Origin of the sequence: Bacillus sp. 205(2023) (genome assembly GCF_037027485.1) — a bacterium.
Classification (GTDB): domain Bacteria; phylum Bacillota; class Bacilli; order Bacillales; family Bacillaceae; genus Bacillus; species Bacillus halotolerans.
This window is the reverse complement of record NZ_JAXCHF010000002.1, coordinates 356267-370464: the sequence shown is the minus strand read 5'-3', so window position 1 is coordinate 370464 and position 14198 is coordinate 356267. Positions and strand designations below refer to the sequence as shown.

At 47.4% G+C, this 14198-nt stretch carries 14 protein-coding genes and 1 pseudogene; all 15 read left to right on the top strand.

Annotated features, from left to right (window positions below):
- Window positions 1-15 precede the first annotated feature (15 nt).
- The 15 genes and pseudogenes from yidA to nupC all read left to right on the top strand — a co-directional run bounded on the left by yidA (window position 16) and on the right by nupC (window position 14171).
- Window positions 16-828, top strand: coding sequence for a sugar-phosphatase (gene yidA / locus WA325_RS09350; RefSeq protein ID WP_336183520.1), 813 nt, complete (start codon window positions 16-18; stop codon window positions 826-828).
- 150 nt (window positions 829-978) lie between these two features.
- The gene (gene yxeI, locus WA325_RS09345; RefSeq protein ID WP_227598479.1) at window positions 979-1965 is read left to right on the top strand and encodes a penicillin V amidase; all 987 of its coding nucleotides are present in this window, start codon (window positions 979-981) and stop codon (window positions 1963-1965) included.
- Window positions 1961-2168 (top strand): annotated as a pseudogene (locus WA325_RS09340) (hypothetical protein). The gene yxeI and the pseudogene WA325_RS09340 overlap by 5 nt, the downstream one beginning before the upstream one ends.
- A gap of 186 nt (window positions 2169-2354) precedes the next feature.
- On the top strand, window positions 2355-3680 hold the full coding sequence (locus WA325_RS09335) for an LLM class flavin-dependent oxidoreductase (protein ID WP_336183519.1): 1326 nt from the start codon (window positions 2355-2357) through the stop codon (window positions 3678-3680).
- A gap of 13 nt (window positions 3681-3693) precedes the next feature.
- On the top strand, window positions 3694-4191 hold the full coding sequence (locus tag WA325_RS09330) for a GNAT family N-acetyltransferase (RefSeq protein ID WP_095712643.1): 498 nt from the start codon (window positions 3694-3696) through the stop codon (window positions 4189-4191).
- A gap of 23 nt (window positions 4192-4214) precedes the next feature.
- Window positions 4215-5009 carry an amino acid ABC transporter substrate-binding protein gene (locus WA325_RS09325; RefSeq protein ID WP_095712644.1) on the top strand — a complete coding sequence of 265 codons (795 nt, stop codon included), beginning with the start codon at window positions 4215-4217 and terminating at the stop codon, window positions 5007-5009.
- Between the two features lie 22 nt (window positions 5010-5031).
- Window positions 5032-5706: an amino acid ABC transporter permease gene (locus tag WA325_RS09320; protein WP_024123423.1), complete on the top strand. Its 675-nt coding sequence runs from the start codon at window positions 5032-5034 to the stop codon at window positions 5704-5706.
- Window positions 5707-5718: 12 nt separating this feature from the next.
- Entirely contained in the window at window positions 5719-6468 is a 750-nt protein-coding gene (locus tag WA325_RS09315) for an amino acid ABC transporter ATP-binding protein (protein WP_105954550.1), read from the top strand.
- Window positions 6469-6483: 15 nt separating this feature from the next.
- Window positions 6484-7626, top strand: a complete 1143-nt coding sequence (locus WA325_RS09310) for a M20 peptidase aminoacylase family protein (RefSeq protein WP_326326567.1) — start codon at window positions 6484-6486, stop codon at window positions 7624-7626.
- Window positions 7623-8969, top strand: a complete 1347-nt coding sequence (locus tag WA325_RS09305; RefSeq protein ID WP_336183518.1) for an MmgE/PrpD family protein — start codon at window positions 7623-7625, stop codon at window positions 8967-8969. The genes WA325_RS09310 and WA325_RS09305 overlap by 4 nt, the downstream gene beginning before the upstream one ends.
- Window positions 8970-9041: 72 nt before the next feature.
- Window positions 9042-10151: an ethanolamine utilization protein EutH gene (gene eutH / locus WA325_RS09300; RefSeq protein WP_336183517.1), complete on the top strand. Its 1110-nt coding sequence runs from the start codon at window positions 9042-9044 to the stop codon at window positions 10149-10151.
- A 64-nt stretch (window positions 10152-10215) separates the two neighbouring features.
- A complete protein-coding gene (locus WA325_RS09295) occupies window positions 10216-11046 on the top strand; it encodes a DUF1206 domain-containing protein (protein WP_336183516.1) in 831 nt (276 codons plus the stop codon).
- 132 nt (window positions 11047-11178) lie between these two features.
- Entirely contained in the window at window positions 11179-12120 is a 942-nt protein-coding gene (gene deoR / locus WA325_RS09290) for a DNA-binding transcriptional repressor DeoR (RefSeq protein ID WP_336183515.1), read from the top strand.
- Between the two features lie 105 nt (window positions 12121-12225).
- A complete protein-coding gene (deoC, locus tag WA325_RS09285; protein ID WP_059353261.1) occupies window positions 12226-12897 on the top strand; it encodes a deoxyribose-phosphate aldolase in 672 nt (223 codons plus the stop codon).
- A 92-nt stretch (window positions 12898-12989) separates the two neighbouring features.
- A complete protein-coding gene (gene nupC, locus WA325_RS09280) occupies window positions 12990-14171 on the top strand; it encodes a nucleoside permease NupC (protein WP_024123414.1) in 1182 nt (393 codons plus the stop codon).
- The last annotated feature ends 27 nt before the right edge of the window (window positions 14172-14198 follow it).

Genomic DNA, 14198 nt, shown 5'->3' with positions numbered 1-14198 from the left:
CGAAGGAGATGCAGGATGTACAAATTAATAGCAATTGATATGGACGGAACACTTTTAAATGATCATCATGAAGTGACGGCGGAGGTCCGCGACGCACTGCATGCCGCAAAAGCGGAAGGGGTAAAAATTGTCCTTTGCACCGGCCGGCCTATCGGAGGTGTTCGGAGATACTTAGATGAACTCAATTTAATTGAGGAAGGCGACTACGTCATTGCCTATAATGGGGCGCTTGTTCAAAATACGCATACAAAAGAAGTGGTGACGGAATTGTCTCTAGGCTATGATGATTTGGCATCATTATATGATCTGAGCTTAGAGCTGAAGACACCGATGCACTTCTTCGACTCAGCCAACCTGTATACGCCTAACCGTGATATCAGTGAATTTACCGTATATGAGTCGTACGTGACACAGGTGCCGCTTCATTACCGCAAGATTGAGGAAATGCCTAAAGACATTCTCATTCCGAAAGTGATGTTTATTGATCAACCAGAGCACTTAAGCCGCGTCATTACATCGATACCGAAAGACGTGAGAGAAAAGTATACGATGGTCAGAAGCGCTCCTTTCTTTTACGAAATTCTACATCCGGAAGCAAGCAAAGGAAACGCTGTGCGTCAGCTGGCGAATCTGCTCGGAATCGAGCAGGCTGAAGTCATGAGCATAGGCGACAACGGCAACGATCTGACAATGATCGAATGGGCCGGCTGCGGCGTTGCCATGGCAAACGCCATTCCGGAAGTGCTTGAGGCCGCAAACTTTCAAACGCGCTCCAATAATGTACATGGCGTTGCGCATGCGATTCACGAGCTTGTTTTGGCTAAATAAAAAATCCAGCCTTTTAAAGGCTGGATTTTTTCGTTTTATTGATATAATGTCAATTCTTTGACGAATCGATTTGACTTTCGTTATGCTGATAAAACCAATTCGTTCACAATATGTATGATATTAATCTGAATTGAAAAGGGGACTGATCAGATGTGCACAAGTCTTACATTGGAAACTGCTGACTGTAAACATGTATTAGCGAGAACAATGGATTTTGCATTTCAGCTGGGGACAGAGGTTATTCTCTATCCGCGCCGTTACAGTTGGAGTAGTGAAGCTGACGGAAAGGCCCATCAGACACAGTACGCATTTATCGGTATGGGGAGAAAACTTGGTAATATTTTATTTGCAGACGGCGTTAATGAAAACGGTTTATCGTGTGCTGCACTTTATTTTCCGGGCTACGCGGAGTACGAAAAAACGATACGGGAAGACACCGTACACATTGCCCCGCATGAGTTTGTGACATGGGCGCTGTCAGTCTGTAAGTCTTTGGATGACGTGAAAGAAAAGATTCGATCTTTAACGATTGTAGAGAAAAAATTAGATCTATTGGATACGGTTTTACCGCTTCACTGGATATTGTCAGACCGGACGGGACGCAGCCTGACGATAGAACCGAGAGCAGATGGCCTCAAAGTCTATGACAATCAGCCTGGTGTCATGACGAACAGCCCCGACTTTATATGGCATGTAACCAATCTGCAGCAATATACAGGAATCAGACCGAAGCAATTAGAGAGCAAAGAGCTGGGCGGATTAGCCCTTTCCGCTTTTGGCCAAGGCTTAGGAACTGTAGGCCTGCCGGGGGACTATACACCGCCCTCCCGGTTTGTCAGAGCTGTGTATTTGAAAGAACACCTAGTGCCGGCGGCCGATGAAACGAAAGGTGTAACAGCCGCTCTTCAAATTTTGGCAAATATGACGATACCCAAGGGCGCAGTGATAACGGAAAAAGACGAAATTCATTATACGCAATATACTTCCGTGATGTGTAACGACACGGGAAACTACTATTTCCACCACTATGACAATCGGCAAATCCAAAAAGTAAATTTATTTCATGAAGACCTTGACTGTTTGGAGCCTAAAGTGTTTTCCGCTAAAGCAGAAGAAAGTATTCACGAGCTTAATTAATTCACATCAATCAGCTGATTCCGGTTTGAATCCGGAGTCAGCTGTTTTTTTATACGATCGTTACGGCGTCTGAGTGGATAGGCAGTTTGCTAAAAGCGAAAGAAAAGGCAAGGAAATGGCGAAATCTTATATAAAAACTGAGTCTTTGCTTCATCAGACTCAGTTTTCTTGCCGATATAGAGGTTATTGCACTAGTTGAATGAACCAATGCCGTTCCCTTATGGTTACGCAAGGGTCTTTTCAGCTTAAATAGAAAAAATTAATCTCAACTCATTGACAAACTCGCAATACAAATGTACATTTTGATTTATTCATATTAAACGACTAGGAATATAGGAGTTTATTTTTCGGACTTTTCAGCCTAAAAACATTATAAAAGGAGTAACGTCATGACAAGCAAAAAGAAGCAAATCAAATTAGGAGTTTTTCTTGCGGGGACCGGACATCATGTTGCGTCTTGGCGGCATCCGGACGCGCCTGCGGATGCGAGTATGAACTTGGATTATTTTAAAGAGCTGGCGAGAACAGCGGAGCGGGGCAAGCTGGATATGCTGTTTTTAGCAGACAGCCTGTCAATCGACAGCAAATCGCATCCGAATGTGCTTACAAGGTTTGAGCCATTTACTTTGCTTTCAGCTCTGGCGCAGGTGACTTCAAGAATTGGCCTGACAGCGACAGCTTCTACTACTTATAGCGAGCCGTTTCATATTGCCAGACAATTCGCCTCACTGGATCACCTGTCCAACGGCCGTGCCGGATGGAATGTCGTGACCTCATCCATTGAGTCAACAGCGCAGAATTTCAGCGGGGAAAAGCATCTCGAACACCACTTGCGCTATCAGCGGGCAGAAGAATTTGTCGAGGCCGTAAAAGGGCTTTGGGATTCATGGGAAGAGGACGCCTTTATCCGCAATAAAGAAACAGGTGAATTCTTCGATAAAGAAAAAATGCACGAGCTCAACCACAAAGGAAATTATTTCTCAGTCCGCGGGCCTCTGAACGTTTCAAGAACGCCGCAGGGCCAGCCGGTCATTATTCAGGCGGGCTCATCAGGGGATGGGAAAGCGCTGGCTGCCAAAACGGCTGAAGTGATTTTCACGGCGCAAAACCATTTGGAATCGGCACAGGAATTTTATCAATCAATTAAAAAGCAGGCAGCCGAGTTTGGCCGCGATCCTGAGAAAATTGCGATCATGCCGGGCATTTTTCCGGTCATCGCAGACACTGAAGAAGAGGCGCGGGCTAAATATCAAGAGCTTCAAGATTTAATCATTCCATCTGTCGGTCTGCAAATCCTGCAGAATTATTTAGGCGGTATTGATTTATCTGCATATCCGCTTGACGGGCCGCTGCCAAAGCTTGACGCGAATGCATCCAATGCGGTGAAGAGCCGATTTAAGCTTGTTCAAGAAATGGCTGAACGAGACAATATGACAATACGTGAGCTTTACAAATACGTTGCAGGCTCCAGAGGCCATCACATTTTTGTCGGAACGCCGGAACAGCTTGCCGACAAGATGCAGGAATGGGTCGATCATAAAGCTTGTGACGGATTTAATATCATGCCTCCGCTTCTTCCGGAAGGAATTGAACTGTTCGTTGACAAAGTGGTTCCGATTTTACAGGAGCGCGGCGTGTTCAGAAACGAATATGAAGGCACAACATTGAGAGAGCATTTTGGTTTAGAAAAACCGGTAAACCGTTATGCGAAGTAAGGAGGAACGCTCGATGAAGACGCAATATCGCCTCGCAGCTGAACGTGATGCCGAACAGCTTCTCGAACTGACATGGCGCGCCTATGAACCGATTCGAAAGCTCGGCATTCGTTTTGCCGCGGCCCAAGCGGATCTGGATCTGGTCCTAAACAATATCCGAAAAAACGCCTGTTACGTCATGGAAGAAGACGGGCGGATCATCGCGACCATCTCCTTACGAATGCCTTGGGGGCAGCAGCCTGGACCGTATGGCGTTCCTCATATCTGGTGGTTCGCTGTTGATCCTGAAACCGGGCAAAAGGGAGTCGGGACAAAGCTGCTTCAATGGCTTGAGCAGACCATCCTGCGCGATACGCTAAAGGTTCCGTTTGTATCGCTAGGAACAGCGGATAAGCACCCGTGGCTGATCGAGATGTATGAAAGAAAAGGATATGTCCGAGCAGGCGAGAAGGATCTGGGCAAAGGACATATGACAGTCTATATGAAAAAACAACTGCGACATGACCTATAAAAGATAAAAGGCGGGAAAATCAAATGAAAATGAAAAAATGGACTGTGCTGTTAGTTGCTGCGTTATTAGCCGTGCTATCAGCTTGCGGCAATGGAAACAGCAGCAGTAAAGAGGATGACAACGTACTTCATGTGGGTGCGACCGGACAGAGCTACCCATTCGCTTATAAAGAAGACGGAAAGCTGACAGGTTTTGATGTAGAAGTAATGGAAGCTGTTGCAAAGAAAATCGGCATGAAACTGGACTGGAAGCTGCTCGAATTCAGCGGTCTGATGGGAGAGCTTCAAACAGGCAAGCTTGACACCATTTCCAATCAGGTAGCGGTGACAGATGAACGCAAGGAAATGTACAACTTCACAGAACCGTACTCTTATGCAGGAACACAGATTGTCGTCAAAAAAGACAACAACGACATCAAATCAGCAGACGATTTAAAAGGAAAGACAGTAGCTGCTGTTTTAGGTTCAAATCACGCGAAAAATCTTGAAAGCAAAGATCCTGACAAAAAAATCAATATCAAAACATACGAAACACAAGAAGGCACGCTGAAGGATGTCGCATACGGACGTGTGGACGCTTACGTAAACAGCCGAAGTGTGCTGATCGCACAAATTAAGAAAACAGGCTTGCCGTTGAAGCTAGCCGGAGATCCGATTGTGTACGAGCAAGTCGCATTCCCATTTGCCAAGGATGACGCGCACGACAAGACCCGTAAAAAAGTCAATAAAGCGCTCGATGAACTGCGCAAAGACGGAACGCTTAAAAAGCTTTCAGAAAAATATTTTAACGAAGATATCACAGCAGAACAGAAGCATTAAGAAACGGCGGTGAACCACCAGAATGAATACGATTGATTGGGAATTCATGATCTCAGCATTCCCGACTTTAATTCAGGCCCTTCCGATTACATTGTTTATGGCTGTAGCAGCTATGATTTTTGCGATTATCGGAGGACTTATTCTCGCACTCATTACAAAAAACAAAATTCCAGTGCTTCATCAGCTGTCAAAGCTGTATATCTCATTTTTCCGGGGCGTGCCGACACTTGTGCAGCTGTTCTTAATTTATTACGGGCTGCCGCAGCTGTTTCCGGAGATGAGCAAGATGACAGCTCTCACAGCTGCCATTATCGGTTTAAGTTTAAAAAACGCCGCCTATTTGGCAGAAATCTTCCGCGCCGCTCTTAACTCTGTTGATGAAGGGCAGCTGGAGGCGTGCCTGTCTGTCGGTATGACGAAACTTCAGGCTTACAGACGAATTATCCTTCCGCAAGCAGTCAGAAATGCGATACCGGCAACGGGTAATACATTTATCGGCCTCCTAAAAGAAACCTCATTGGCATTTACTTTGGGTGTCATGGAGATGTTTGCGCAAGGCAAGATGTATGCATCAGGAAATCTGAAGTATTTTGAAACCTATTTGGCGGTTGCGATTGTCTACTGGGTTCTTACAATCATTTACAGCATCCTGCAGGACTTGTTTGAACGCGCCATGAGCAAGCCATACCGGACTTAGAGGTGATATTAGTTGATAAAAGTAAAAAATATTCGCAAAGCGTTTAAAGATCTGGTCGTGCTGGACGGAATCGACCTTGAAGTAAAACGCGGAGAAGTGGTGGCGATCATCGGTCCGTCCGGTTCCGGAAAATCAACGCTTCTTCGGTGCTTGAATCTATTGGAGCGCCCTAATCAAGGCATCATTGAAATTGGAGAAGCCAAACTGAACGCGGAAAAGTTTACACGCAAGGAAGCGTACCAGCTCCGTCAGCAAACGGCCATGGTCTTCCAAAATTACAATCTGTTTAAAAATAAAACCGCCCTGCAAAACATTACTGAGGCTTTAATCACGGCTCAAAGAAAATCACGAGATGAAGCGAACCGTATTGGGATGGAGATTCTGAGGCAGGTTGGTTTAGAGCATAAAGCTGACAGCTACCCGATCACAATGTCCGGCGGCCAGCAGCAGCGAATCGGCATCGCGCGGGCACTTGCGGTTAATCCGCATGCGATTTTGCTGGATGAACCGACTTCGGCGCTTGACCCGGAGCTCGTGGCGGGTGTGCTTCAGGTCATCAAATCGATTGCGGAAAAACAAACAACAATGATCATCGTCACCCACGAAATGGCATTTGCAAGAGAGGTTGCCGATAAAGTGATTTTTATGGCAGACGGCCATATTATCGAGCAGGGAACGCCTGAAGAACTGTTTGACCATCCGAAAAACGAACGGACGAAACGATTTATCAAGCAGGTGGGAGAGCCTGCAGAGCTTATATAGAAGGGAAGAAGAAGAATGGCCGAAGAAACGTTTCATACACGTTTAATCAATATGCGGCGTGACCTTCATGCACACCCTGAACTTTCATTTGAAGAGTTTGAAACGACAAAAAAAATCCGCCGCTGGCTCGAGGAAGAACATATAGAGATTCTTGACGTTCCTCAATTAGAAACAGGTGTAATTGCGGAAATCAAAGGGCAGTCAGACGGACCTGTGATCGCGATACGAGCGGACATTGATGCGCTCCCGATCCAAGAACAAACGAACCTGCCGTTTGCCTCTAAGATTGACGGCGCGATGCATGCGTGCGGGCATGACTTTCATACAGCTTCCATTATCGGCACGGCCATTTTGCTGAATAAAAGAAGAGACGAGCTGAAAGGCACGGTCCGCTTTATCTTTCAGCCAGCGGAAGAAATCGCCGCAGGAGCAAGGAAAGTCATAGAAGCAGGCGTGCTGGATGATGTTTCTGCCATTTTTGGCATGCACAATAAGCCTGATTTGCCTGTCGGCACCATTGGGATAAAGGAAGGTCCGCTTATGGCAAGCGTAGACCGGTTTGAGATTGTTGTGAAAGGAAAAGGCGGACACGCCGGCATTCCCAATAACAGCATTGATCCCATAGCAGCGGCAGGCCAAATGGTCAGCGGTCTGCAATCTGTGGTCAGCCGCAACATCAGCTCACTGCAAAACGCGGTCGTCAGTATCACAAGATTACAGGCAGGCAGTTCATGGAACGTGATTCCGGACCAGGCTGAAATGGAGGGCACCGTTCGCACCTTCCAAAAAGAAGCGAGAAAGGCCGTTCCGGAGCATATGAAACGAGTGGCTGAAGGAATCGCCGCGGGCTTCGGGGCACAGGCCGAATTCCGGTGGTTTCCTTATTTGCCGTCCGTTCAGAATGACGGCACGTTTTTGAACGCGGCGTCAGAAGCTGCGGCCCGGCTTGGCTATCAAACGGTTCATGCGGAGCAATCTCCGGGCGGAGAAGACTTCGCTCTGTATCAAGAGAAGATCCCGGGATTTTTTGTGTGGATGGGGACGAACGGTACAGAGGAGTGGCATCACCCGGCGTTTACATTGGATGAAGGCGCACTGCAAGTTGCATCCAGCTACTTTGCTGAACTGGCTGTTATTGTACTGGGGTCAATCAAATGATCCAAACAGAACTGACAGCAGGTCTTGCTGAGGCCGTAAGATTATCACAGCCTGAGAACGCCACTGACGCGATGCGTGAAGCCAAAAAGGGATTGCTCGATTTTACAGCCGCATCATTTGCCGGAAGAGAAGAAAACGGTATTCAAAAGCTTTTGCATCTGATCGAAGAGGAAGGCGGCACGCCACTTGTCCCTATTATTGGACAAGGGAAAAAGGCAGCGCCATTACAATCTGCGCTGCTCAATGGATTTATCGCCCATGCGCTGGATTTCGATGATGTCCATTCCGATGTAAGGGGACATCCGAGTGCAGTTATTTTGCCGGCACTCATTGCTTCAGCTGCCGCTCGAGAAAGTGACGAGCGGCTTCTTGGCGCTTATATTGTCGGTGTGGAAGTAATGGCAAGGCTTGGGGAGGCGATTGGCAGCCCGCACTATGAAAAAGGCTGGCACAATACAGGAACGCTCGGGGCCATAGCCGCCGCCTGTGCTGTAGGGTACGCGGAGGAACTCACTCAAGAAGAAATGGAAAAAGCAATCGGTTTTGCCGCAACGCAGTCTGCCGGAATGAGGGTGCAATTCGGTACAGAAATGAAACCGCTGCACGCAGGGCTGGCAGCTCAATCAGGCTTGCTTGCTGTTAAGCTGGCCCAATCTGATGTTGGAGGCTCTCGTACGGCACTGGATGGAGAAAAAGGTTTCTTCAGCCTATACGGTGATGTAGACAAGGCTCAAACCACGCTGTTAAGCCATTGGGGCAAACCATGGAGAATCGTGAAGCCAGGTTTATGGTTTAAAATCTATCCATTTTGTTCTGCGGCGCACCACGCGGCAGATGCCATTCGCGAGCTTATCTCTCAGGAAGCCATTTCTGCTGACAATACAGAACGGATTGAAGTCGTTTTTCCGCCTGGCGGAGATGCTGCATTAACGGCAAGATCACCAAAAACAGGAGAGGAAGGCCGCTTCAGCGTTGAATATGTCATTGCCCTTGCCCTGCACGGACAGAAGCTGATTGCTGAACATTTCAACAGCGAGCCCATACCAAATCATATGCAGGCCGCAATGCGTCATATTCAGCGTGTGTATGACAATCGCATTCAGCCAGCCTCTCAAGCGGTTCCGAAAGGCCGTTTCACCATTGTTCGGGCGTTTTTATCAGATGGACGCATATGTGAAGCGCGGGTGGACTGCCCGAAGGGAGCTCCCGGAAACGGTCTGTCTGAAGAAGATGTAAAAGAAAAATTAAAATCAGCGCTGCCAAGTGATGTGCAAAAAGCATCGCATATCATAGGGGCCATTGAGCGCGCTGACATGAAAGAATTTATATCGTATTTAGATTAGAATCCGCCTCTCATCCCCTCCTTCAGATGATATGATAAAGCCAAATCATACGTTTGAAAAAGGAGAAAGGCCATGACGGTGAATGATGCGGTTGTATGTATTCTGGCAGTCTTTTTATTAGTGGGAGCAGCCGATTATTGCTTGGGAAACAGGTGGGGGCTTGGCGAGCGGTTTGCGGATGGCTTTAATGCCATGGGGCCGCTTGCGCTGTCAATGGTCGGGATTGTGTCGCTGGCGCCAGTGCTTGCGGCCATACTGATTCCCGTCGTGTCTCCGGTCTATGCCGCCATTGGCGCAGACCCTTCCTCCTTTGCCAACACCATTTTGGCCATTGATATGGGAGGCTATGCGCTGGCAGAAGAAATGGCGAAAGATCCGGACGCAGGCTTGTTTTCATGGGTATTTCTGGGGACGATGATGGGGCCGGCGATCGTGTTCACCATTCCCGTCGCTCTCGGCATGATTGAAAAACAGGATCACCCGTATTTTGCAAAAGGCATTTTAATCGGACTGTGCACTGTGCCGATCGGATGCTTCGCAGGCGGGTTAGCTGCGGGATTTGAGCTGGTATTAATTCTGAAAAACATTCTGATTCCAAGTCTTTTTTCTGCGGTTATCGCTTTTGGACTATGGCTCTGCACCGACAAGACAATCCGCGTATTTCACGTTTTCGGGAAGGCTGTCAGTATTGTTGCGATCATTGGACTTGTTGCTGTCTCGATTGAAACAATGACAGGCTTTGTATTAATACCTGGCCTCGAAAAGATTGAAACAGGCATCCAAACCGTAGGCACCATCGCGGTTGTATTGGCGGGCGCTTTTCCGCTGACAGCTTTTATCACAAAAGCTTTTGAGAAACCGCTCCATACATTAGGCAGGCTGTTACACTTAGATCAGGCAGCGACAGCGGGAATGGTTGCTGCTTTGGCACATCTTATCCCCATGCTCGCCTTATTAAAAGACATGACGCCGAGAGGAAAGGTTATCAATGTCGCGTTTGCGGTCAGCGCAGCCTTTGTGCTCGGCAGCCATCTCGGCTTTGTGGCGGGAATGAAGAAAGAAATGGCAGCGGCCATGATCATCGGGAAATTAGCTGGCGGCATTACGGCTGTCGCGGCAGCTGCGTGGACGACACCCGCCTATACGGCCAAAAAGCAAAGACACGATTCTCTTGAAGGATAGTCTGTTTCAACTCTCCTCATTCGGGAAATGATACAGTAACGTTTCCGGAAAGAGGGTTGGGCACATGGATGCGAAGGACCAGTGCATCTCTAAAATAAAACAGGAAACCAAGCCTTGGATACAGAGATTCGGAAGGCTTGGTTATTTTACATTCGGCGGCGTTTTTATCTTGCTCGGCATTCTGGCATTGATGATGGCTGCCGGAGCTGGCAGCGGGGCAAAGGATTCAAGCGGAGCGCTCCAAACCTTATCACGCATGCCATACGGATCGATTCTGCTTTTCTTCATCGGGATTGGACTCATCGGGTATGTCATATGGATGGTGCTGAGTGCGATTAAGGATACAGAGGGCCATGGCACGGGAAGACGGGGCCTGTCGCGAAGAACGGGAAATTTATTCAGCGCCGCCGTATACGCATCGATTGCCTGGAATGCTCTTCGGTTTGTCTTTGATCATGGGAGCGGCAGCACTTCAGAACAGACGTGGTCCGCTTATGTATTGGCGCAGCCGTTTGGCCAGTGGCTGACGGGACTCACAGGAGCGGGATTTATCCTATTTGCGATGGTTCAATTCATGAAAGGTATCCGGGCTTCTTTTATGAGAGAATTCGATATGTCAAAAATGAGCAAAGAGATGATATGTATTGCAAAAAACACAGGACGCGCAGGCAACATCGCCCGTGCCATTATTTTCTCAGCCATCGGCTTCTTTCTCATAAAAACCGCTCTCACCTCTGATCCGGACGACACAAGAGGCTTTGACGGGGCGCTCGCCGAGCTCGCGCAGCAGCCGCATGGCAGAGTGATTCTGATCTTTTTGGCGTGCGGGCTTGTGTTATATGGAATATACGCCAACATGAAAGGCATTTATCAATATATGAAGTGGGAAAAATAAGCTCTGGGCAGATCTGTTCCAGAGCGTTTTTCAGTTTCTTGCAAATCAGGTGGATGAAAGCTGTTGCCAGCCTGTATAATAAAAGCAAATCAAAAGCAGGTTCACCATGAACTGATCCAAGGGAGGTGCGGAATGGATCGGGAAAAACAACAATTAAGCATAGAAGCGGCAAGGCTTTATTATCAGTCTGACTACAGTCAGCAGCAAATCGCAGAGCAGCTCAGCATTTCGAGGCCGACCGTTTCCCGATTGCTGCAATACGCAAAAGAAAAAGGATTTGTCCAAATTCGCGTGATGGACCCTTTTGAGGATTTAGATGCGCTCGGTTCCATGCTGGAAGAGAAATACGGGCTTCTCGAAGCGCACGTTGTGTTTTCTCCGACACCGGACTATGCAGCAATCACACATGGCTTGAGCCGTTACGGTGCAGAATATATGCATGAAATGGTAAAAGACGGCGACATCGTCGGCGTCAGCTGGGGAACCACCATGTATCAGATCGCGCAAAACATGCAGCCAAAGCAGGTAAAAGGCGTAGAGGTCGTCCAGCTGAAAGGCGGCATCAGCCATTCCCGGGTAAACACCTATTCAGCTGAAACGATTCAGCTGTTTGCAGAGGCTTTTCAAACGATGCCGCGCTATCTTCCGCTTCCCGTCGTGTTTGATAATGCGGATGTGAAGAAAATGGTGGAGAAAGACCGTCATATCGAGCGGATCATTGAGATGGGCAAGCAGGCGAATATCGCTCTTTTCACGGTGGGAACAGTCCGTGACGAAGCGCTGTTATTCCGGCTCGGCTATTTTAACGAAGAAGAGAAAGCGTTGCTGAAACATCAGGCTGTCGGAGATATCTGTTCGCGTTTCTTTGACGAGGAAGGGAAGATTTGCAGCACCGCCATCAATGACCGGACCATCGGCGTCGAGCTTGAGGATCTGAGGCTGAAGGAACGCTCTATACTAGTGGCCGGCGGAAGCCGAAAAGTGTCCTCCATCCATGGTGCGTTAACAGGAAAATATGCCAATGTGTTAATCATTGACCAGCATACCGCAAGGGCACTTGTTAATGATTTGTGACACCTTCAGACCGTTCGCTGAACAAAATTTCAATTACCAATTTACATATGTTCAAAAGTCGGGTATGCTAAAAAATATCTTAACAAAAAAGGAAGTGTGCGAAGGATGACATTAGCCAATAAAATTGATCATACAGCTTTGAAACCGCATACACAAAAAGCGGATATTTTGAAATTAATAGAAGAAGCGAAAACATACAAATTCGCTTCTGTATGTGTAAACCCGACATGGGTGCAGCTGGCTGCAAAAGAGCTTGAGGGCACAGGAGTTGACGTATGTACAGTCATCGGCTTCCCGCTCGGCGCCAACACAACAGAAACAAAAGCGTTCGAAACGAAGGATGCGATTTCAAAAGGCGCCACTGAAGTGGACATGGTCATTAACATCGCTGCTTTGAAAGACAAAGAAGACGACGTAGTGGAAGCGGATATTCGCGGTGTGGTGGAAGCTGCAGCCGGAAAAGCGCTTGTCAAAGTTATTATTGAAACATGCCTGCTGACAGATGAAGAAAAAGAGCGTGCATGCCGTTTAGCGGTTTCTGCGGGAGCGGATTTCGTGAAAACTTCAACAGGCTTCTCAACAGGCGGCGCAACGAAGGAAGATATCGCTTTAATGCGCAAAACAGTAGGCCCTGATATCGGCGTAAAAGCATCCGGGGGTATCAGAACGAAAGAAGATGTAGACACGATGATCGAAGCAGGTGCAAGCCGCATTGGCGCAAGCGCAGGCGTTTCCATTGTAAAAGGAGAGAACGGAGCCGGCGGAGATAATTATTAAGAAGCAGACGGAAGGCACTTCGCTTTCCGTGCCCTTCTTTTCTTTCCGGGGAAATAATAATGTAAGCGAATACGAATAAAGGAGAAACACATATGAAGTATTTGATTGGGATTATCGGTTTAATCGTGTTTTTAGGCCTTGCGTGGATCGCGAGCAGCGGCAAAAAAAGAATTAAGATCCGCCCAATTATTGTCATGCTCATTTTGCAGTTTATTCTCGGTTACATTCTCCTCAATACGGGGATCGGGAATTTTCTCGTCGGAGGATTTGCACAAGGATTCAGCTACCTGCTTGGCTATGCGGCAGAAGGAATCAACTTTGTGTTTGGCGGTTTGGTGAATGCGGATCAATCGACATTCTTTATGAACGTTCTCTTGCCGATTGTATTTATTTCAGCACTCATCGGGATTCTGCAAAAATGGAAGATCCTCCCGTTTATTATTAAATACATCGGCCTTGCCCTCAGCAAGGTTAACGGGATGGGAAGACTGGAGTCGTACAATGCTGTTGCATCTGCGATTTTAGGGCAATCAGAAGTATTTATCTCCTTAAAGAAAGAACTCGGTTTACTGTCACAGCAGCGGTTGTACACGCTTTGCGCTTCTGCGATGTCAACCGTATCCATGTCAATCGTCGGTGCTTACATGACGATGCTGAAGCCTGAATACGTCGTAACGGCTCTTGTATTGAACTTATTTGGCGGTTTTATCATTGCCTCTATTATTAATCCTTACGAGGTCGCAAAAGATGAGGATATGCTTCGTGTAGAAAATGAAGAAAAACAATCCTTCTTCGAAGTGCTCGGAGAATACATCTTAGATGGTTTCAAAGTAGCGGTTGTTGTCGCAGCGATGCTGATCGGATTTGTCGCGATTATTGCTTTGATCAATGGTATTTTTAACGCTGTACTCGGTATTTCCTTCCAAGACCTGCTTGGATATGTGTTTGCTCCATTCGCTTTTCTTGTTGGTATTCCATGGAATGAAGCTGTTAACGCCGGAAGCATTATGGCAACAAAAATGGTATCGAACGAATTTGTCGCCATGACGTCTCTTTCGCAAAACGGTTTTCATTTCAGCGGCCGTACAACAGCGATTGTCTCAGTATTCCTCGTTTCGTTCGCGAACTTCTCTTCCATCGGTATCATTGCCGGTGCTGTAAAGGGTCTGAATGAAAAGCAAGGAAACGTCGTTGCTCGCTTCGGTCTGAAATTATTATACGGTGCCACGCTTGTCAGCTTTTTAACAGCGGCAGTTGTAGGTCTGATTTACTGAACATAATCGAAAAGGATCGGTGACTAT

Excerpts from the sequence above, each read along its gene's own strand:
- WA325_RS09305 (WP_336183518.1), top strand. The coding sequence starts at position 7,623 with ATGATCCAAACAGAACTGACAGCAGGTCTTGCTGAGGCCGTAAGATTA.
- WA325_RS09330 (WP_095712643.1), top strand. The coding sequence starts at position 3,694 with ATGAAGACGCAATATCGCCTCGCAGCTGAACGTGATGCCGAACAGCTT.
- eutH (WP_336183517.1), top strand. The coding sequence starts at position 9,042 with ATGACGGTGAATGATGCGGTTGTATGTATTCTGGCAGTCTTTTTATTA.
- nupC (WP_024123414.1), top strand. The coding sequence starts at position 12,990 with ATGAAGTATTTGATTGGGATTATCGGTTTAATCGTGTTTTTAGGCCTT.
- WA325_RS09310 (WP_326326567.1), top strand. The coding sequence starts at position 6,484 with ATGGCCGAAGAAACGTTTCATACACGTTTAATCAATATGCGGCGTGAC.
- WA325_RS09325 (WP_095712644.1), top strand. The coding sequence starts at position 4,215 with ATGAAAATGAAAAAATGGACTGTGCTGTTAGTTGCTGCGTTATTAGCC.
- deoR (WP_336183515.1), top strand. The coding sequence starts at position 11,179 with ATGGATCGGGAAAAACAACAATTAAGCATAGAAGCGGCAAGGCTTTAT.
- WA325_RS09295 (WP_336183516.1), top strand. The coding sequence starts at position 10,216 with ATGGATGCGAAGGACCAGTGCATCTCTAAAATAAAACAGGAAACCAAG.
- WA325_RS09335 (WP_336183519.1), top strand. The coding sequence starts at position 2,355 with ATGACAAGCAAAAAGAAGCAAATCAAATTAGGAGTTTTTCTTGCGGGG.
- yidA (WP_336183520.1), top strand. The coding sequence starts at position 16 with ATGTACAAATTAATAGCAATTGATATGGACGGAACACTTTTAAATGAT.
- yxeI (WP_227598479.1), top strand. The coding sequence starts at position 979 with ATGTGCACAAGTCTTACATTGGAAACTGCTGACTGTAAACATGTATTA.
- deoC (WP_059353261.1), top strand. The coding sequence starts at position 12,226 with ATGACATTAGCCAATAAAATTGATCATACAGCTTTGAAACCGCATACA.
- WA325_RS09320 (WP_024123423.1), top strand. The coding sequence starts at position 5,032 with ATGAATACGATTGATTGGGAATTCATGATCTCAGCATTCCCGACTTTA.